Raw genomic sequence first — 17156 nt, forward strand, 5'->3', positions numbered from 1 at the left:
CGAGCAGGTCCAAGGCAAGATCGCGAAACCCCCGGTCAGCGACAGAATCAACTGACCTCCCGTTAGCCAATCGGGCGGGCCGAGTCACCGGTCGTTTGCGGCTCGAACGGCTCGGGAGCAAGATTTTCGTCGCGGGTCTCTGTCACCGGCGCAGGCGCCAGGCGGCGCGGGCTGAGGATCGCGAACGAGGCGACGAGCAGCACCACCGAAATCGCCTCGATGATCATCGACTGCGCGATATTGGCCGTGAGCGGATCACTGATCAGCCCGAAAACGCGTCCGGTAAAGGCCAAAGCCACCATCGCCGCGGCGCCGAGCAGCCATTCGCGCTTGCCCGGCATCAGCCCGATCAATGCGGCAAGCCCGGTGCCGATGAAGAACGCGCCCATATCGGCGCGGATGGCGGAAAGGCCTGTCGCGTTCTGCTGGCCCAGCTCGAACTGCGCGATGATCGTCTGCGGATCGAGCAGCGCGCGCGCGCCGATAATCACGAACAGCGCGGCAAATCCGGCGACGAGCAGGCGAATGACCCAGACCATGTGCATCGATCCCTTCCCAAAGGCTTTCATGGCCTTGTTATGGACAGGCGGCAGGCGTGTCCAGCTTGGCCCATGAACGGATGGACAGTGCAATCGATCCGGCAGGCCCATGTAAACTGGTGCAAGCAGCACGCGCATGGCCAAGCTGTCACTTTTGCTGGTTATCGCCGCAACGGCTTTCCGATAGCGTTGCCGCCTGCAACAAAACCGGCGAGGAGAGCGGCGATGGATCTGGGGCTGATCGGCAAGAAGGTCATCATGAATGGCGGCGGGCACGGCCTGGGTCTGGCCTCGCTGCGCCATTTCGCCGCAGAGGGCGCGGATGTCGCGTTCCTCTCGCGCGATCCCGCCAAGGTGGAGGCTGCGGTCCGGGAAATCGATGCCGCGGGCCCGGGCAAGGTGCACGGCACCGCGATCGACATCACCGGCGATGCCGAAGGCTACAAGACCTGGCTGAACGGCTGTCTCGAAGCGCTGGGCGGCTGCGACATCTTCGTCCACACCGCCAGTGCCTCGGGCCAGGGCGCGACCGGCGACTGGCAGCGCTGCCTCGACATGGACATCCTGAACGCGGTGCACGGGGTCGAGGTGCTGACCCCGGCGCTCACCGAATCGGGCAGCGGATCGATCGTGTTCATGTCCTCGACCGCCGCGCTCGAGACCTTCGTTGCGCCCCAGGCGTTCAACGCGCTCAAGGCCGCGCTGATCACCTATGGCTCGCAGCTCAGCCAGGCGCTCGCCGCGCAGAACATCCGCGTCAACTGCATCTCCCCCGGCGCGATCTATTATCCCGGGGGCAATTGGGAGATGATCCAGAGCGCCGTGCCGGCGCTGTACGAGGCAACGCTGGCCAAGATGCCGATGGGCCGGTTTGGCGAGCCCGAAGAGGTCGCGAAAGCCATCGTCTTCGTCGCCAGCCCCGCTTGCCCGTACATGACCGGCGCGAACATCGTCATCGATGGCGGCTTCACCCAGCGCGTCCAGTTCTGAGTTTCAGCGAAAGGCTCCCCATGAAGCTCTATCAATCGATCGGCCCCAATCCGCGCGTCGTGCTGATGTTCCTCGAAGAGAAAGGCGCGGTCATCGATCGCGCCTTTGTCGACATCATGAAGGGCGAGAACCGCACGCCCGATTTCGTCGCCAAGAACCCGTTCGGCCAGGTACCGCTGCTCGAGATGGACGACGGTACGTACCTGTCGGAGAGCACCGCGATCTGCACCTATATCGAGGAGAAATTCCCGACGCCTGCGCTGATCGGCAGCACGGCGGAGGAGCGTGCGGTGACGAACATGCTGGTGCGCCGCCTCGATTATGATGTGGTTGCGCCGATGACCATGGGCTTTCGCGGATCGGAAGGCCTGCCGATGTTCCAGAACCGCGTCCGCTGCCTGCCCGAGGCCGCCGATGGCCTCAAGGCCTGCGCGCGCGATGGCCTGGCCGCGTTCGATGCGCTGCTCGATGGCAAGACCTGGCTGGCGGGCGACCGCTTCACGCTCGCCGATATCATGCTCTATTGCCTCACCGAATTCGGCAAGATGGTAGCGCAGCCGCTGCCGGAGGGTCTTGCTAACCTCGCCGCCTGGTCCGAGCGCGTCGCCGCGCGGCCCAGTTCCGCTGCGAGCCTCGATGCCAAGAAGGGGATCGCGCAATGAGCCTCGACCGCGACACTTTGCTCGACATCTACACCCGCACGATGAAGGTCGCGCGGTTCGACGAGAAGATGCGCTCGCTGCTGATGAGCGGCAAGCTCGCCACCATCTATTACACGATGCGCGGGCAGGAGCTGGTCACCTCGGCGATGATGGCGGCGCTGAACCAGGACGACTATTTGGTCACCACCTATCGCGGTCAGCACGACCAGATCGCCAAGGGCGTGCCGCTCGATCTGCTGATCGCCGAGATCGCAGGCCGCGCCACCGGCACCTGCAAGGGCAAGGGCGGGTCGATGCACATCACCCATCCGGCGACCGGCGTTATGGTGACCACCGGCGTGGTCGGCTCAGGGCTCCCGATCGCCAACGGCCTCGCGCTTTCCAGCCAGAACCGCAAGGACGGCAAGGTCACCGTCACCTGTTTCGGCGATGGCGCGACCAATATCGGCGCGTTTCACGAGGCGATGAACATGGCGCAGCTTTACAGGCTGCCGGTCATCTTCCTGTGCCAGAACAACCGCTATGGCGAGCATACCGCCTTTGCCGACCATACCAAGGTGGACTCGATCGTCACCCGCGCCGCCGCCTATGGGATGAAGGGCGTGAAGGTCGACGGCAATGATGCGGTGGCGATGTACACGGCGGCGAAAGAGGCGGTCGACCGTGCCCGCGCCGGCGAAGGCCCGACGCTGATCGAGGCGATGTGCTACCGCATGATGGGCCATTTCTTCGGCGCGGACTTCTCGTACATGCCGCCCGACCATATCGAGGAAATGAAGGCCGAGGACCCGCTCCCCAAACTCAACGCGCTGATGCTCGAGCACCAGTTCACGCAAGCCGAACTCGACGCCATCGTCGCGAAACTGGAGGCCGAGATCGAGGCGGCGGTCGCGTTCGCCTTTGCCAGCCCGTTCCCCGATGCCGACGAAATCCGCAAGGACGTGTTCGAAGAGGAGATCGCTGCATGAGCGACACCGAAACACTCGAAGCCGCTGCGCCCAGGGCGAAAAAGCCCAAGCAGATCACCATGGTCCAGGCCTTGAACGCTGCGATCGATGAGGCGATGGCGGCGGACGAAGGCGTGATCCTGCTCGGCGAGGATGTCGGTGCCAAGCAGGGCGGCGGCGTGTTCAAGGTCTCGTCGGGCCTGACCGAAAAATATGGCGAGCATCGCATTCGCGCGACGCCGATTTCGGAGCAAGCGATCATGGGCGCGTGCGTCGGCGCGGCGCTCACCGGCATGCGGCCGATTGCCGAGATCATGCTGATGAACTTCGTCACCGTGGCGATGGACCAGATCGTCAACCATGCCGCCAAGCTGCGCTTCATGTCCGGCGGGCAGACCAACGTGCCGATGGTCATCCGCACCACCACCGGCGTCGGAGTCGGCTTTGGTGGCCAGCATTCGGACATGCTGGAGGCCTGGTTTGCGCATGTGCCGGGCTTGAAGATCGTCACGCCTTCGAACGCTGCCGATGCCAAGGGGCTGATGCGCAGCGCGATTGAATGCAACGACCCGGTGATCTTCATCGAGAATATCCTGTGCTACGGCCTCAAGTCCGACGACCCCGGCACCGATTACCGTGTGCCGCTGGGCAAGGCGGCGGTGGCGCGCGAAGGCAGCGACGTCTCGCTCATCACCTATGGTCGCACCGTGCTCGACGCGCTGGAGGTGGCCGAGACGCTGGCTGGCGAGGGCGTGTCGGTCGAGGTGATCGACCTGCGTACCATCGCCCCCTATGACGAGGCGACCGTCACCGCATCGGTGCGCAAGACCGGCCGCGCCGTCGTGCTGCACGAGGCAGTGCGCGCCTATGGCACCGGCGCGGAAATCGCCTCGCGCCTGCACGAATCGCTGTTCAACGAGCTGAAAGCCCCTGTCCAGCGCATCGGCGGCGCCTTCTCCGCCGTGCCGATGGCGAGCGTGCTCGAACAGGCCTGGATCCCCAAAAAGGAAGAGATTGCCGCCGCAATCCGCACGACGATGGACTGGAAACGCTGATGGCGTCGGAAATCCGCATCCCCAAGCTGGGCATGAGCGTCACCGAGGTCACCCTGGTCGAATGGATGTTCGGCGATGGCGAGACGGTAGAGAAAGGCGACGTACTCTACACCGTCGAGACCGACAAGAGCACCACCGAGATCGAGGCGCAGGACTCGGGCGTGCTGCGCGTCACCGGCGAGGAGGGCGAGAGCTACAGGATCGGCGATGTGATCGGGACGATCGGTTAGCTAGTCCCTCGCGGGCTTTCCCCGTTCGAGCCACGGGCGCAGCGGGAAGAGCCACTGCTCGCGAATGGAAAGGCGCTGGCGGTCATCCTGCCCGACGATCGCGCTCTCGCCTTTCTTGTAGGTGCCGAACAGCCGGTCCCAGAAAATCACCGAATTGCCATAGTTGCAGCGCGTGTCCTCATAGCTCGTCGCGGTGTGGTGCAGCGAATGGTTGCGGATGGTGGTAAAGAAGAACCCGTACCAGATCGGCGGGTCGGCGCGGACATTGGCATGCGCATAGATCGCTATGGCACCGCCCACGGTGATGCTGGCGAACAATGCGTTGAGGTCGATATCGAGCAGCGCGATCACCCCGATGCTAATCAGGAACAGTTCGATCGGGTTGCCGATATAGCCTTTCATCGCATTGAGCTGCGTCAGGTGATGATGCGGCGCATGGGTCAGCCACAAGGGCGTCCAGTTGTGCATTGCTCGGTGCATCCAGTACTGGCCCAGCTCGAACACGAACAGCGCGATCATCGCCTGCACCAGAAAGGGCAGCTCGGCCAGCCAGGGCGTGCCGATGCCCCATGCCTCCTTGAGCTCACGCAGCGGCGAGTTGATCAGCGTGTCCGAAAGCCAGCCGATCACGAAGAAGAAGAAGCCGAAATAGAACAGATCGGTGCCGAACTCCCGCCAGTTCATCCGCCAGCCCGCATGCCGCTCGAAGACGAATTCGAGGCATTGCACCAGCACGACCGTACCCACACCGACGGCAGGCAGCGACCATGGCGCTTCTACCCATGCGGCGGGTGCAAGGCCCCAGAAGGCAAGGATCGCAGCCAGCGTGATGGGCGGCAGCAGGTTGACGAGCGACTGTTTCACCGGATCCCTCCCCAAGCGGTGGACGCTGTCGCGAGACGCCGCGTTCCCACCCTCGTTGATCGTGACTGACCCGTTCTTTTCCATGCTCTTGGCGGCATTCCAGGCACACAGAATATGCGATTCGCGGCGGTGCGTCGAGGGGTGGGAGGGTGAAAGCGGCGCAGGCAGGTTCGGGTGGCGGGGCTCAAGGCATTCCGAAACGCGGTCAGCAACACTGTTCTTGCTGCCAATCGGTCCCCTGCGCAGGCAGGGGCCCATCTCCCGGCCTCAATGCCGGGTGCAAGCGCAGGAGATGGATGCCTGCCGTCGCAGGCAAGCGGGTTGGGGTTGCATTTTGGGGTCACCGTTGGCTCGGGGGCTTCGACGGGCTCAGCCTGAGCGGGGTTGGGTAGGCCGCGCTTGGTGCCCGGCTCGCGCTTACCTCAACTGAACAACCCCCGGATCGCCCGCCAGATCGGCATGGGCGGGCGGCCGGCCAGCACGCGCATCTTGTCGAGCAGCGTGGATTTGCCCGCATAGAAGCGCGCGATCAGGCCGTCGGGCAGGGTGTAGAAGCGTTCGAGCACGCGGTAGCGTTCATCAGGTCCGGCGGCCTTGAACAGCATCTTGGTGAGCATGCGGTAGAAGCCATCTGCCTGCCAATGGTCGAGGCTGGTCTTGCGGCTCATCTCGGCAAGCGCGGCGCCCGACAGGTCGGGCATCTCGGCGATATGCGCGGCGAGGCGCACCGCATCGGGCAGCGAATAGCCGGTAAGGCCGTGGAACAGCGCCGCGCGCGTGCCCGCCTTGGCGACATCGCCGCCGGTCGACTGCCAGTATCCGCCGAAATCGCCGCCATAGACCACCGGCAGCGCGCCGGTTTCGGTGCGGCTGACGCGCTCGACCTGCCAGCCCTTGGAGTCCGCATAGGCACTGATCCGCGCGGACAGCGCCTGGGTGTCTAGGTCCGAGGTGTCGCTGTAATAGGTGTCCTCGACGAAAATCTCCATCGGGCTCACCGGCAGGCAATAGACGAAACGGTAGCCGTCGATCTGCTCGACTGTTGCGTCCATCACGATCGGGCGGGTCAGGCCGTGCGGTTCGGACAGGTGCAGCATCTGCCCCATGAACTTCTGCCAGCCGCAGCGCAGGTGGCGCACATTGCCCCCGCCACGCGCATCGATGACCCCGCCCGCCTCGATCCGCGCGCCGTTTTCCAGCACGACATTGGTCTGGCTCGCCGCGAGCGCGCGCACCCCGGTGACGATGTTGTGAGCCGGGATCGCCTCGCGCAGATAGGCATCGAACCGGTCGGAGAGGATCGAATAATAGCTTTCTTCGAGCGCGCGTTCGTGCCCGGGAAATTTCACGTCATAGCCCCGCCAGCCATGGCAGACGAGCGGTGCGACCAGCCAGCGGTGCTCGCCTGCGACATCGGGGCCGAAGAACGACCAGATATGGTTGCCGCCCAGCGAAGCGCTTTCCTCGATCAGCAGCACCTCGAGCTCGGGCCGCTTGCGGCGCAGCGCGAGCGCAATCAGCCCGCCGGCAAGACCTCCGCCGAGAATCGCGACATCGCATTTGAGCGTCTTGCTGGAAATATTGCGCGGGGATTTCATGTTCGTTCCGCCCTAGCGCAGGCGACACTGCGATGGAAGGGCGGAAGGGCCGCTTTGCAGCGCAGGCGAAGCACGCTACAGCAGGCGGATGCTGGGTTCCTCGCATATCGTGCTGTCCGCCATCGCGATGACGCTGATCGTCGGGGTGCGCTATCTGATCACCAGCGGGCTGTTCGCCTGGCTGACCGACAAGGTGCGTCCGGGGCTGTACCAGGGATTGAAGCCGCAGATCGGCCGGGAAATCCGCTGGTCGCTCTACAGCGCGGCGATCTATGGCATCCCCACGGGCATCGTTGCCTGGGGCTGGCAGAACCGGGGGTGGACCGAGATCTATACCGACTGGAACGCCTGGCCGCTCTGGTATCTCCCGCTGTCGGTGCTGCTCTATCTGTTCGCGCACGATACCTGGTTCTACTGGACGCACCGCTGGATGCACGTGCCGAAATGGTTCCGCATCGCGCATGCGGTGCATCACGACAGCCGCCCGCCGACCGCCTGGGCGGCGATGAGCTTCCACCCCATAGAGGCGCTGACCGGGGCAGTCGTCATCCCGGCGCTGGTGTTCCTCATCCCCATTCATGCCGCGATGCTGGGCCTCGTCCTGTTCATCATGACGCTGATGGGGGTGACCAACCATATGGGCTGGGAGCTGTTTCCGCGCTGGCTGGTTCAGGGGCGGTTAGGCAAGGGGCTGATAACCGCGAGCCATCATCAACTGCACCACGCCCGCTATACTTGCAATTATGGACTTTATTTCCGCTTCTGGGACAGGCTATGCGGGACCGACAAAGGGCTGGGGGCCTTTCAGGACAGAAAGTCGCGACCGCGCGAGGACGCATCGCTCAGCGATGCCACCCGTTCGGCCTGATCCGGAGAAAGACATGGGTAAGCTGCTTCCTACGTGCGCAATCGGTTTCATCGCGCTCGCCACGTTGCCGGGCGCCGCGCCGCTGAGCACGGTCGAGATTTCGGTCGAGAACCTGCGCTCGGCCAAGGGGCTGCTGCAGCTGTGCCTGACCGCGAACGAGAAGAGCTTTCCCGATTGCGAGAAGGACAGGAACGCCCACCGCCTGACAGCGCGGGCCAAGGACGGCATGGCGCGGTTCGAGAACCTGCCCGCGGGGCAATATGCGCTGGCGATCGTCCATGACGAGAATGGCAACAACAAGCTCGATACCTTTGCCGGCATTCCCAAGGAAGGCATCGGCTTTTCGCGCAACCCCAGCTTCAGCTTTGGCCCGCCGCGCTTTTCGCAGGTCGTGTTCGTCGCACAAGGCAGCGGCACCAGCCAGCGGGTGAAGATCAAATATTATCTGTGAGCCAGACCTCGGGGCGGCCACCGTCCTGTCCGAAATGGTGACAGCGCGTTAACCAAATTGAAGCCCCGTCCCCTGCATGCTGGCGCGCGCAAGCCAGCGGGGACCGATCGATGCGCCAGACTGAACCGGCTCAAGAGCTGCCGCCCGCCCGGCGGGCCGTTCGGCTGCCTGGATGAGGCACACGCCGATGCCCGTGCCCGATCTGACCCCGACGCATGTTCCCCCGCGCGGCCTCGCCACGCGCCCATGGTTGCTCAAGGGGGTGCTGACGCTGATCGCGATGCTGCTCGTCTTCGCCGCGATATCCTATCAGCGCCCGGTCGCCGAAGGCGGCAGCCCCGCTGTGGTCGATTTTCACGCCTTTCACGTGGCGGGCACGCTGGGGCTTCAGGGCCGAGCGGCGGACGGTTATGACGCGCGCAAGATGGCCCGGGCGCAAAAGGCCGCAACCGGGGTCAAGGTGTTCATGCCCTGGACCTATCCGCCGCCCTTCACCCTGTTCGTGACCGGACTGGCGGCCTTGCCGCTCGGCCTGGCCTATGGCCTGTTCACGGGGCTCACCCTGGCGCTCTACGTCACGGTGCTCCGCCGGATCGCGGGGCCTTTCCTCCCCGGCGTCATCCTCGCCATGACCCCGATCATCGTGCTGACGGTGATGACCGGCCAGAACGGGTTCCTGACCGGCGCCCTGACCGGGTGGTTCCTGCTCGCGCTGCTGGCGCAAAGGCCGGGTGCGGGCCTGCCGCTCGGGCTGATGGTGATCAAGCCGCATCTCGCCGCAGGGCTGGCGCTGCTCGCATTGGCGCATCGCCGATGGCAGACGGTGGCGATTGCGGCCGCCACGGTCGCTGCCGCGCTTCTCGCCGCGACCATCGCCTTTGGCCCTGCGATCTGGATCGCGTTCATCGACGGCGTGCGCGAATCCGGCGTGTTCCTGTCAGAGGGGCGCTATCCGATGTACCGCATGATTTCGCCCTATGCGTCGGCCTTCCGCTTTGGCGCGGAACCGGGGCTCGCCTTTGCGATCCAGGGTGCGGGGGCCGTGATCGCCCTGGGGTTACTGCTGATCGGCTGGTATCGCGCGCTGCCCCCGCGCTGGCTCGCCGCCTCAGCCTGCGCGGCAACCGTGTTCGTCAGCCCCTATGCCTATGATTACGATCTGTGCCTGCTGGGCGTGGCGCTGGCCTTCATCCTGCCCGATCTGCTGGCTCGCACCCGCTTATGGGAGCAGGCCGTGCTGCTGCTGCTATGCTGGGTCGCGACAGGTTACGGCTTTGTCGCATCCTATCTGCCCGATGGGCTTGCGCCTGCCAGGAACGGACAGACGCTCTCGCTGATGGCGCCGCTGGTGGTGACCCTGATCGCCTGGGTCGTGGTGGCGATGCGACGCAGCATTGCCGATGCGGACATTCGAGCACCGTCAATCGGCAAGCGATCGCAGCCTCTGGTTAGATAATGCTCGGAGAAATAACCAAATCGGTAAACTGGGTTGAAGTGTAGGATTTGTTCATGAATTGTTCCCTTGGTGAAAGGGAGCAATTCATGAACGCCTGTCCCCCACTCGATGCTCGGGCCTACAGCTATCGGCGCGCTTTTGAACTTTATCTGAGGACGGGCAGAGGCCCCGATATCGCCGCGACGCGGCATCGCCTGGAGCGCAAGTTCAACCCGTATCACGATCCCGACAACGGGTAGTTCACCTTCGCTCCGGGCGGCAAGCGATCGGGTACTGCGCGTCGCTCGCTGCGCGGACGTGCCGCTCCAAACTCCAGTGCACCGGCGGCGCAGCCGCAGCTGACGCTCGCCAATTACAAGCCCAATCCGCGAGCCCGAATCGGTGGCAACCAGCGCCGGCCCAGCTACGACCCGATGACGCTGGAGCAGACCTTTCCGGGTCTGAGCAACGCTCCGGGCGGAGCGATCATCGCGCTTGCCGACAATGCGCTCGACATTACCGGCCCCTCGCGCCGCCTGACGACCGAGCTGGCGGATGCCGAGGTTAAGAAGCTGATCGCGCAGATCAGGCAGGTGGATCCCGATTTCCGCTACCAGAGCCTTGGCCCTGCGACCACGTTGGAGGGGCAGATCAACGAGATCCGGAACCTCAGGATGCATCGGGCGGCGGCGCGCTACACCAAGCTGGGGGATATGGGGCCGCTGCAGGTGGAGGTAGCTCAGCGCATGCAAGCGAGCGTCGATCGGGCCTATGCAGAGGGGCTTGAGCTCCTCGCTGCTCGCCGTCTCACAACACGGCTTTCGCCAAATGAACCGCTCGGCAATTACATCGACCGTACCGTCAGGAAGGATATGAAGCAGTTGTTTGCCCAGCACGGGATTGAACAGGGAGCAGGGAAGCAGGTCCGGGTTGTTGGGCGCGAATATGATACATCGGGAACGGACAGAACTTACCGCATTCCGGATTTACGTGTGGGAAAGATTGCGTATGACTCCACGATTGCGAGAAAGCTGCCCTCTACCCCACAAATTCGCGGGTTTTTTCGCTCTGACTTTCAGCCGGATGCTGTCGTGATTTTGCGCCCCACTCGGCTCGGATCAGGAAGCAGCTACGTCATAAAGAAACCGGGGAAGTGACATGTCCAGGCCAGTTCTGCCACTTGATAAGCTTTACATCCCGCAGAGCGTTGGCGATGTCGTGCACCAACTCGGTTCGATGATGCTGTCCGCGCCAAAGTTCAAATCCAGACTGCCTTGGGATTTTGAAGAGGATATCGACACGAACTTCCACCAGCTCAATGAGGGGCTGAAGGTCATCCGCCGCCAGCTCGGTGAGGAAACCTATGCCCGGCTGGTCGAGATGTCGGACAGGATGCGCGCGCATTTCGAGGCGGACCCGGACGACAAGACCGAGGATGGGATCAAGGGCCGCGAGTTGATCGACGAGATGACAGACATCCTCCGCGCCAGCCGCCGCCGCAAGGCTCCACGCAGCGCGGGGTAATCGGGCGAAACCGTCACCAGATGTCGATGCTGATCGTGATCGGCGGCTTGTCCGGCGCGCCGTGGCAGACATAGGTGATCGCCGTGAGCACCTTGCTCTTCCCGCGATATTCCGGCTTCACGGTCATGCGATCGATCGCTTTCAGATCGATCAGCCCGCTGATCCGGTCATGCGCGAAATCGAGCGCGACTTCGGTGCCCGCGGGGACATAGCCGATATTGTACTTGTCATTCGGCCCCCCGAACCTTTTGGGATAGAGCCAGATCTTCACCAGCTCGCCGCGCTCGACCAGTGCATCGGCCTGGGCGCGGCTTGTGACGTGCGAAAAGTCCATCGGCCTTGCCTCTGCCTTGGGCGCTGCGTCGGCGACCAGGCCCGATGCCGTCTCCGGGGCGAGCATGGCGGATGCCAATGCGATCGATAGCAGCAATGACTTCGAGTCCGCCATGGCAAATCCCCGCCAGGTGCAGCTTGTGCGTCGGATAGCATAGCGCGCGCAGCGAGTGGCGGGGAGCCAGACAAGGTAAAATGCATCCGGAACGGATCATTTAGCTCTCGGCCGGCTGCCAGTCCCGCGGGCGCATCGCCTGCTCGACTGCCCTTGCGCCGGTAATGGGCAAAGGCGAGCGCCATCAGCCCGATCAGCGCACTCATCGATCTGTGCAGAAGAAGATCACCCCGGGGGGACGCGTGCCGGCCCGCTGGCGCGTCAACAAGCCCGTGACTGGCGGGCACGACCGATGCACATGGGCGCCGCTGCGGCTATTTCACCGCCTGTGCGCTGGTCAGGCTGCGCTCGCCCGCGAGGTTCTGGTACACCTGCACCCGCCAGCGGCGGCCATCGGTGAACACCAGGTCCATGCGATAGTTCATCCCCGCCACGACCTGCTGGCTGATATTCTCGATCTCGGCCAGTTCCGCGCCGGGCACGTCCATCGCGTTGAACGCCCATACCGCCACCGCCTCGATCTCGGGCGTGAGCGCAGCCTTGCTCCAGCCGCCGGTAATGACCGGCGTCTCGGGCTCGGCGGTCGGCGGCGCGTCCTGTGCGCAGGCGGTGACGGGAAGGGTGGCAAGGGCGAGGGTAAGCAGGGTGCGGGTCATGCGGGAACTCGGGGCTGGAAAAAAGGGGAAGGTTATTCGTGATTTGGGGCCGGAAAGGCAACTTGATCCGGATGGCATTCCTGCGCAACTTGAGTACAGAGAGCAGCGCATTCCTCACACGATTCTGACATCATGTGCGGGCACGTGGCTATGCCGCCTTTGCCGCAGGTGCCCCCCGCAACAGGCCTTCGGTGCTCAAATCCTCGTCGAGTTCGGGCCAGTGGATGCCATATCCGCCTGCGCACGTCTCCCACACTGTCCGCTGCCTGGCACTGGCATTCAACAACCTGGGATACCAGGCCAGCGGAGCAGAAATGGTCCGGCCGTCCATCAGATCCACGATCAGGCTGTGATCGTCAAAGCGCACGTCCAGCACGCGCTCGTCGGTGAGCTTAGCTGAAATATTCATGCCATTTCTCCAGAAACATCGTGCGATGCTCTTCCACGACGGCAATTATGCCACCGATCTCGTGCGCACGAAAGCCCCGGCTCCGTGCAACGGAAACCGGGGCCAGCCAAAGCTTGATGGTCGCCGCTCCCTTGTCCACGTGGACATGGGGCGGCTCGTTCGGTTCGTGACTGAAGAAATAGAACCGAAAACCATCAAGCCTTAGCAGGGTAGGCATTCCGCCTCACTCGGCCGGAAGATACAGTTCCCCGCCCTCCTGCTTGAAGCGCTCGCTCATCTCGGCCATGCCCTTGAGCGCGGCCTCGCGGCTCGCGGCTGCCGTTTCCGCGCCGCTGGGGCCCGTTGCGATAAAGCCTTCCACGCCCTGGTTCTGCTTGGTGGCAAAGTCGCGCACCTCCTGGCTGATCTGCATCGAGCAGAATTTGGGGCCGCACATGCTGCAGAAATGCGCGGTCTTGGCGCCTTCCGCCGGCAGGGTCTGGTCGTGGAATTCCTCGGCGGTATCGGGATCGAGCGAGAGGTTGAACTGGTCGCGCCAGCGGAATTCGAAGCGCGCCTTGCTCAAGGCATCATCGCGCACCTGCGCCGCCGGATGGCCCTTGGCGAGGTCCGCCGCGTGCGCCGCAAGCTTGTAGGTGACCACGCCGACCTTCACATCGTCGCGATCGGGCAGGCCCAGATGCTCCTTGGGCGTGACATAGCAGAGCATCGCCGTGCCATACCAGCCGATCTGCGCCGCGCCGATGCCGCTGGTGATATGGTCATATCCCGGCGCGATATCGGTGGTGAGCGGGCCCAAGGTGTAGAAAGGCGCTTCGCCGCACACTTCCAGCTGCTTTTCCATATTCTCCTTGATCTTGTGCATCGGCACATGGCCGGGGCCTTCGATCATCACCTGCACGTCTTCCTTCCACGCGCGATGGGTGAGTTCGCCCAGCGTGTAGAGCTCGCTGAACTGCGCCTCGTCATTGGCATCCGCGATCGATCCGGGGCGCAGGCCATCGCCCAGCGAATAGGCGATGTCGTACGCCTTCATGATCTCGGTGATCTCGTCGAAATGCTCGTAGAGGAACGATTCCTTGTGATGCGCCAGGCACCATTTGGCCATGATCGAGCCGCCGCGCGAGACGATGCCGGTGACGCGTTTCGCCGCCATCGGAATGTACGCCAGCCGCACGCCGGCATGGATGGTGAAATAGTCGACGCCCTGCTCGGCCTGCTCGATCAGCGTGTCGCGGAAGATTTCCCAGGTCAGCTCCTCGGCAATGCCGCCGACCTTTTCCAGCGCCTGATAGATCGGCACGGTGCCGATCGGCACGGGGCTGTTGCGCAGAATCCATTCGCGCGTGTCGTGGATATTGCGTCCGGTGGAAAGGTCCATCACCGTGTCCGCGCCCCAGCGGATCGACCAGACCATCTTGTCGACCTCGGACGCGACGTCCGATGCGACCGCGCTGTTGCCGATATTGGCGTTGATCTTGACCAGGAAATTGCGGCCGATCGCCATCGGTTCGGTTTCGGGATGGTTGATGTTGCTGGGGATGATCGCGCGGCCGCGCGCCACCTCGTCGCGGACGAACTCCGGCGTCACGTAATCGGGGATCGACGCACCGAAGCTGTTGCCGTCGCGGCGATATTCCTTGAGCCGCTCGCGGCCCAAATTCTCGCGCTCGGCGACATATTCCATCTCGGGGGTGATGATGCCGCGGCGCGCATAATGCATCTGGCTGACATTCATGCCGGGCTTGGCGCGCAGCACGGTCTTGCGGACATTGGGGAAGGGAGGCACCCCGCCCGAACGATCGGGGCCGAGCCGGCCATTGTCCTCGGGGCGAACCTCGCGCTGCGGGACATGATCGACATCGCCACGCGCCAGGATCCAGTCGCGGCGCAGCTCGGGCAGACCCGCGGAAATATCGATATGCGCATTGGGGTCGGTATAGGGGCCCGAGGTGTCATAGACGCGGACCGAAGGCTCGCCACCGGCGAGATCGATCTCGCGCATCGCGACGCGGATGCCGCTGCCCGATTTGGTTGCGACATGGATCTTGCGGCTGCCGCGAATGGGCCCGGTGGTCACGCCGATTTCGGTGCGGGCATGGATATCAGCCATTGTCTTGCTCTCCTTGTACGGCGGGAGAGCGGATGCGGGCGCATGGATGAACAACGCCGCTCCCTCCCTCCGCCGGTATCAGCCGGTTCAGGTTCAACGGGTCGTGGGGCGCAAACCCACCTCTCAGCCGCTCGGCTCCCCGGGGATGGGGCTCAGATTAGGACGGTGCGCGCGGCATGGCCAGCGAAATCCGCTTGCGACATGTGTATTGCTGCTACAATACACCACCATGCTGACGTTGACCGACATCTCCCGATCCTATGGCCGCAAGCGCGTGCTTGACGGCATTTCCGCCACCTTTCCCACCGGCCTGACGCTGCTGGTCGGGCCGAGCGGGGCGGGGAAGTCTACCTTGCTCAGGCTGCTCGCTACGGCGGAGAAGCCCAATGCGGGGACGATCGCGTGGGACGGGGCGGCGCTGCCGGGCGCGCGCAAGGCTCTGCGCGCGACGCTGGGCTATGCGCCGCAGGCGGTCGATCTGCCCGAGGACCTGACCGCGCGCGAATTTGCGCTGCACATGGCGGCGTTGAAGGGACTCGATGCGCGCTCTGCCGACCTGCAGTTCGGCGCGATTACCGAGCGGATTGGGCTGCATGCCGATATCAACAACCGCATTTCGACCTTTTCCGGCGGCATGCGGCGGCGGCTGGTGTTTGCACAAGCCATGCTCGGTGCGCCGCGGCTGCTCGCGCTCGATGAGCCGACGGCAGAGCTCGATGGCGAGACGGCGGCTTCGGTCAGCTCGCTGATCGTCGAGCGGGCGCGCGAGGCGGTGGTGGTGATGACCACGCATCTGGCCGATGCGCTCGCACCCCAGGCGGTGCAGGTGCTGCGGGTCGATCAGGGCCGGGTCGCGCCGCAATGACGCCGGTGCCACAACCGGCGGCGGTGCTGCGTTCCTCGTTCGCCACTAGCCTAACGCGCTATCGGCGCAGCTGGGGGCTGTGGCTGCTGCTGCTGATCGCGCCCATCGGCGCGCGCTTCATGATCTCGGACGAGAGCGGCCGGGGTGTGGCAATCGCGGTCGCCGACCAGCTGCCGGTGCTGACATCGGCGATGCTCGGCGTGTGGCTGGGTATCGTGGTGACGACGCTACTGCTGCCCGCCGGTTACATTTACCTGCGCGCCAATACCAATCGCCGCCAGCCCTGGCAGGTGGAAGAGGTGACCGCCGCGCCGCGCATCGCGATGCTGCTGGGGCGGTTCGCCGCCGATGCGGCGGTGATGCTCGGCACGCTCGGCGCGTTGACGCTGGCGGGCTGGTTCCTCGGCTGGCTGATGGTAAGCGGGCCGTACAGCCCGTGGCAGATCGCCTATCCCTTGTGGTTGATCGCTGCGCCGCCGCTGGTCGCGCTCGCCGCCCTGCGCATCCTGTTCGATGCCGTGCCTTGGCTGCGCGGTGCGCTGGGGGATCTTGCCTATTTCTTCGTGTGGATGACCTCGATCGTCATGCCGATCGTCGCGGCGGACCAGCCATCGTCCTTCACCGCCAATCTGCTCGACCATCCCGGCTTCGTCCGCCCGCTTGCCGGGCCTGCGCCAGCGGGCGAGATGAATGTCCAGATCGGCGGAGTGGACCCGGCCACGCTCAAGCCGGGGCGTATCGATCTGGACGTTGCCGCCGGGTTGCACGCACCGGGCTATATGGCCGCGCGGCTGGCCTGGATCGGGATTGCGGTGGTGCTGGTGCTGGTCGCGGGGCTGATCTATCGCCCGCACCGGTCGGGGCGCAAGCAGGCCGGACAGGGGCGCATTGCGAAGCTTCTCTCCGCCGGGCCACCGCCGGCCGCGCGCGCCGATGCGCCGCCCGCTCGTGCGGCGCGATCGGCGCTGCCGGGGCTGGTACTGGCCGAATTCCGGCTGATCGGGGCGGGGCGGCTGTTTCTTGTGCTCGCGATGGCAGCGGCGCTCGCAGGGATTTCCGGCGACTATCGGCACATCGGCAGTCCGGCGGCGCTGCTGCTGCTCGTCTTCGCGCTGAGCGCGCATGCCGGGCGCTGCGAAGCGCGCGGGCTGCTCAAGCTCACGGCAACGACGGCGACCCCGCCGATGCTGCGCCGGGCGGCGTTTGTGGTTGCGGGGCTGGCATGGTCGCTGCTGCTCGCGCTGCCCGCCGCGATCGTGCGGGGATCGGGCGAGCCGCTGCTGTTCGCGCTGGGCACCGGCGCGTCTGCAGCACTGGCCGCGATAACGCTGGCGGCGGCGACCGGATCCTCCTTTGCCCCCCGCGTGGTGCTGCTGATTGCCTGGTATGTCTATTTCTCGAGCTGACGCCAATTCATGGCACCATGGCGCGCCCCCTCGACCCTGAACAATCGACAGGCCTATGACCTGTCGCATTGCTGCTGTCACAGGCGGCGATTAGGA

Annotated in this window: 20 protein-coding genes and 1 riboswitch; of the genes, 12 read left to right on the forward strand and 8 right to left on the reverse strand. The window is 64.6% G+C overall.

Going from position 1 to position 17156, the window contains the following annotated elements:
• Window positions 1–62 precede the first annotated feature (62 nt).
• On the reverse strand, window positions 63–569 hold the full coding sequence (locus OPU69_RS17125; protein ID WP_498512679.1) for a DUF4345 family protein: 507 nt from the start codon (window positions 567–569) through the stop codon (window positions 63–65).
• A 195-nt stretch (window positions 570–764) separates the two neighbouring features.
• Between OPU69_RS17125 and OPU69_RS17130 the strand changes: the two genes are divergently transcribed.
• Genes OPU69_RS17130 through OPU69_RS17150 form a run of 5 tightly spaced genes read left to right on the forward strand, consistent with a single transcriptional unit; the run spans window position 765 to window position 4423 of the window.
• Complete coding sequence (locus OPU69_RS17130; RefSeq protein WP_498512681.1) at window positions 765–1529, forward strand: SDR family NAD(P)-dependent oxidoreductase; 765 nt, start codon at window positions 765–767, stop codon at window positions 1527–1529.
• Between the two features lie 20 nt (window positions 1530–1549).
• The gene (locus tag OPU69_RS17135) at window positions 1550–2191 is read left to right on the forward strand and encodes a glutathione S-transferase family protein (RefSeq protein WP_498512683.1); all 642 of its coding nucleotides are present in this window, start codon (window positions 1550–1552) and stop codon (window positions 2189–2191) included.
• On the forward strand, window positions 2188–3159 hold the full coding sequence (locus OPU69_RS17140; RefSeq protein ID WP_498512685.1) for a thiamine pyrophosphate-dependent dehydrogenase E1 component subunit alpha: 972 nt from the start codon (window positions 2188–2190) through the stop codon (window positions 3157–3159). The genes OPU69_RS17135 and OPU69_RS17140 overlap by 4 nt, the downstream gene beginning before the upstream one ends.
• The gene (locus OPU69_RS17145; protein ID WP_060977994.1) at window positions 3156–4193 is read left to right on the forward strand and encodes an alpha-ketoacid dehydrogenase subunit beta; all 1038 of its coding nucleotides are present in this window, start codon (window positions 3156–3158) and stop codon (window positions 4191–4193) included. Before OPU69_RS17140 ends, OPU69_RS17145 begins: the two co-directional genes overlap by 4 nt.
• Window positions 4193–4423: a biotin/lipoyl-containing protein gene (locus OPU69_RS17150; RefSeq protein ID WP_060977995.1), complete on the forward strand. Its 231-nt coding sequence runs from the start codon at window positions 4193–4195 to the stop codon at window positions 4421–4423. Before OPU69_RS17145 ends, OPU69_RS17150 begins: the two co-directional genes overlap by 1 nt.
• On the opposite strand, the gene OPU69_RS17155 is transcribed toward OPU69_RS17150, so the two are convergent.
• Together OPU69_RS17155 and crtY are read right to left on the reverse strand one after the other, a co-directional pair.
• Window positions 4424–5287 (reverse strand): sterol desaturase family protein, encoded by an 864-nt coding sequence (locus OPU69_RS17155; protein WP_498512687.1) that lies wholly within the window; start codon window positions 5285–5287, stop codon window positions 4424–4426. It lies immediately after the preceding gene.
• Window positions 5288–5709: 422 nt separating this feature from the next.
• On the reverse strand, window positions 5710–6885 hold the full coding sequence (gene crtY, locus OPU69_RS17160; protein WP_060977997.1) for a lycopene beta-cyclase CrtY: 1176 nt from the start codon (window positions 6883–6885) through the stop codon (window positions 5710–5712).
• Window positions 6886–6973: 88 nt separating this feature from the next.
• Here crtY and OPU69_RS17165 point away from each other — a divergent pair, with 88 nt between their 5' ends.
• The 5 genes from OPU69_RS17165 (at window position 6974) to OPU69_RS17185 (ending at window position 11163) form a co-directional block, all read left to right on the forward strand.
• The gene (locus OPU69_RS17165; RefSeq protein WP_060977998.1) at window positions 6974–7753 is read left to right on the forward strand and encodes a sterol desaturase family protein; all 780 of its coding nucleotides are present in this window, start codon (window positions 6974–6976) and stop codon (window positions 7751–7753) included.
• 13 nt (window positions 7754–7766) lie between these two features.
• Window positions 7767–8204 carry a DUF2141 domain-containing protein gene (locus OPU69_RS17170; RefSeq protein ID WP_060977999.1) on the forward strand — a complete coding sequence of 146 codons (438 nt, stop codon included), beginning with the start codon at window positions 7767–7769 and terminating at the stop codon, window positions 8202–8204.
• A 187-nt stretch (window positions 8205–8391) separates the two neighbouring features.
• Window positions 8392–9660 (forward strand): glycosyltransferase family 87 protein, encoded by a 1269-nt coding sequence (locus OPU69_RS17175; RefSeq protein ID WP_498512690.1) that lies wholly within the window; start codon window positions 8392–8394, stop codon window positions 9658–9660.
• 413 nt (window positions 9661–10073) lie between these two features.
• Window positions 10074–10796: a hypothetical protein gene (locus OPU69_RS17180; protein ID WP_066044300.1), complete on the forward strand. Its 723-nt coding sequence runs from the start codon at window positions 10074–10076 to the stop codon at window positions 10794–10796.
• A gap of 1 nt (window position 10797) precedes the next feature.
• Window positions 10798–11163, forward strand: coding sequence for a hypothetical protein (locus OPU69_RS17185; protein WP_060978589.1), 366 nt, complete (start codon window positions 10798–10800; stop codon window positions 11161–11163).
• Between the two features lie 13 nt (window positions 11164–11176).
• Here the strand turns inward: OPU69_RS17185 and OPU69_RS17190 are convergent, their stop codons facing one another.
• The 5 genes from OPU69_RS17190 to thiC form a co-directional block, all read right to left on the reverse strand.
• Complete coding sequence (locus OPU69_RS17190; RefSeq protein ID WP_067511911.1) at window positions 11177–11611, reverse strand: hypothetical protein; 435 nt, start codon at window positions 11609–11611, stop codon at window positions 11177–11179.
• A gap of 314 nt (window positions 11612–11925) precedes the next feature.
• On the reverse strand, window positions 11926–12267 hold the full coding sequence (locus OPU69_RS17195) for a cystatin family protein (RefSeq protein WP_498512693.1): 342 nt from the start codon (window positions 12265–12267) through the stop codon (window positions 11926–11928).
• Between the two features lie 148 nt (window positions 12268–12415).
• Window positions 12416–12676, reverse strand: a complete 261-nt coding sequence (locus tag OPU69_RS17200) for a DUF2442 domain-containing protein (RefSeq protein WP_060978592.1) — start codon at window positions 12674–12676, stop codon at window positions 12416–12418.
• Complete coding sequence (locus OPU69_RS17205; protein ID WP_066044302.1) at window positions 12660–12893, reverse strand: DUF4160 domain-containing protein; 234 nt, start codon at window positions 12891–12893, stop codon at window positions 12660–12662. Before OPU69_RS17205 ends, OPU69_RS17200 begins: the two co-directional genes overlap by 17 nt.
• Window positions 12894–12899: 6 nt before the next feature.
• On the reverse strand, window positions 12900–14789 hold the full coding sequence (gene thiC / locus OPU69_RS17210; protein WP_498512696.1) for a phosphomethylpyrimidine synthase ThiC: 1890 nt from the start codon (window positions 14787–14789) through the stop codon (window positions 12900–12902).
• A 47-nt stretch (window positions 14790–14836) separates the two neighbouring features.
• Window positions 14837–14941, reverse strand: a riboswitch (TPP riboswitch).
• A gap of 77 nt (window positions 14942–15018) precedes the next feature.
• Here thiC and OPU69_RS17215 point away from each other — a divergent pair.
• Window positions 15019–15654 (forward strand): ATP-binding cassette domain-containing protein, encoded by a 636-nt coding sequence (locus OPU69_RS17215; RefSeq protein WP_060978595.1) that lies wholly within the window; start codon window positions 15019–15021, stop codon window positions 15652–15654.
• Window positions 15651–17060 carry a hypothetical protein gene (locus OPU69_RS17220; RefSeq protein WP_060978596.1) on the forward strand — a complete coding sequence of 470 codons (1410 nt, stop codon included), beginning with the start codon at window positions 15651–15653 and terminating at the stop codon, window positions 17058–17060. Before OPU69_RS17215 ends, OPU69_RS17220 begins: the two co-directional genes overlap by 4 nt.
• The last annotated feature ends 96 nt before the right edge of the window (window positions 17061–17156 follow it).

The sequence above is a fragment of the Blastomonas sp. 34TW genome (assembly GCF_059803595.1).

Bases quoted from the DNA above. Each gene is read 5' to 3' on its own strand.
- OPU69_RS17165 (WP_060977998.1), top strand. From the start codon at position 6,974: ATGCTGGGTTCCTCGCATATCGTGCTGTCCGCCATCGCGATGACGCTG.
- OPU69_RS17150 (WP_060977995.1), top strand. From the start codon at position 4,193: ATGGCGTCGGAAATCCGCATCCCCAAGCTGGGCATGAGCGTCACCGAG.
- OPU69_RS17215 (WP_060978595.1), top strand. From the start codon at position 15,019: ATGCTGACGTTGACCGACATCTCCCGATCCTATGGCCGCAAGCGCGTG.
- OPU69_RS17130 (WP_498512681.1), top strand. From the start codon at position 765: ATGGATCTGGGGCTGATCGGCAAGAAGGTCATCATGAATGGCGGCGGG.
- OPU69_RS17170 (WP_060977999.1), top strand. From the start codon at position 7,767: ATGGGTAAGCTGCTTCCTACGTGCGCAATCGGTTTCATCGCGCTCGCC.
- OPU69_RS17135 (WP_498512683.1), top strand. From the start codon at position 1,550: ATGAAGCTCTATCAATCGATCGGCCCCAATCCGCGCGTCGTGCTGATG.
- OPU69_RS17220 (WP_060978596.1), top strand. From the start codon at position 15,651: ATGACGCCGGTGCCACAACCGGCGGCGGTGCTGCGTTCCTCGTTCGCC.
- OPU69_RS17200 (WP_060978592.1), bottom strand. From the start codon at position 12,676: ATGAATATTTCAGCTAAGCTCACCGACGAGCGCGTGCTGGACGTGCGC.
- OPU69_RS17190 (WP_067511911.1), bottom strand. From the start codon at position 11,611: ATGGCGGACTCGAAGTCATTGCTGCTATCGATCGCATTGGCATCCGCC.
- OPU69_RS17145 (WP_060977994.1), top strand. From the start codon at position 3,156: ATGAGCGACACCGAAACACTCGAAGCCGCTGCGCCCAGGGCGAAAAAG.
- OPU69_RS17195 (WP_498512693.1), bottom strand. From the start codon at position 12,267: ATGACCCGCACCCTGCTTACCCTCGCCCTTGCCACCCTTCCCGTCACC.
- OPU69_RS17175 (WP_498512690.1), top strand. From the start codon at position 8,392: ATGCCCGTGCCCGATCTGACCCCGACGCATGTTCCCCCGCGCGGCCTC.
- OPU69_RS17185 (WP_060978589.1), top strand. From the start codon at position 10,798: ATGTCCAGGCCAGTTCTGCCACTTGATAAGCTTTACATCCCGCAGAGC.
- OPU69_RS17205 (WP_066044302.1), bottom strand. From the start codon at position 12,893: ATGCCTACCCTGCTAAGGCTTGATGGTTTTCGGTTCTATTTCTTCAGT.
- thiC (WP_498512696.1), bottom strand. From the start codon at position 14,789: ATGGCTGATATCCATGCCCGCACCGAAATCGGCGTGACCACCGGGCCC.
- crtY (WP_060977997.1), bottom strand. From the start codon at position 6,885: ATGAAATCCCCGCGCAATATTTCCAGCAAGACGCTCAAATGCGATGTC.
- OPU69_RS17125 (WP_498512679.1), bottom strand. From the start codon at position 569: ATGAAAGCCTTTGGGAAGGGATCGATGCACATGGTCTGGGTCATTCGC.
- OPU69_RS17180 (WP_066044300.1), top strand. From the start codon at position 10,074: ATGACGCTGGAGCAGACCTTTCCGGGTCTGAGCAACGCTCCGGGCGGA.
- OPU69_RS17140 (WP_498512685.1), top strand. From the start codon at position 2,188: ATGAGCCTCGACCGCGACACTTTGCTCGACATCTACACCCGCACGATG.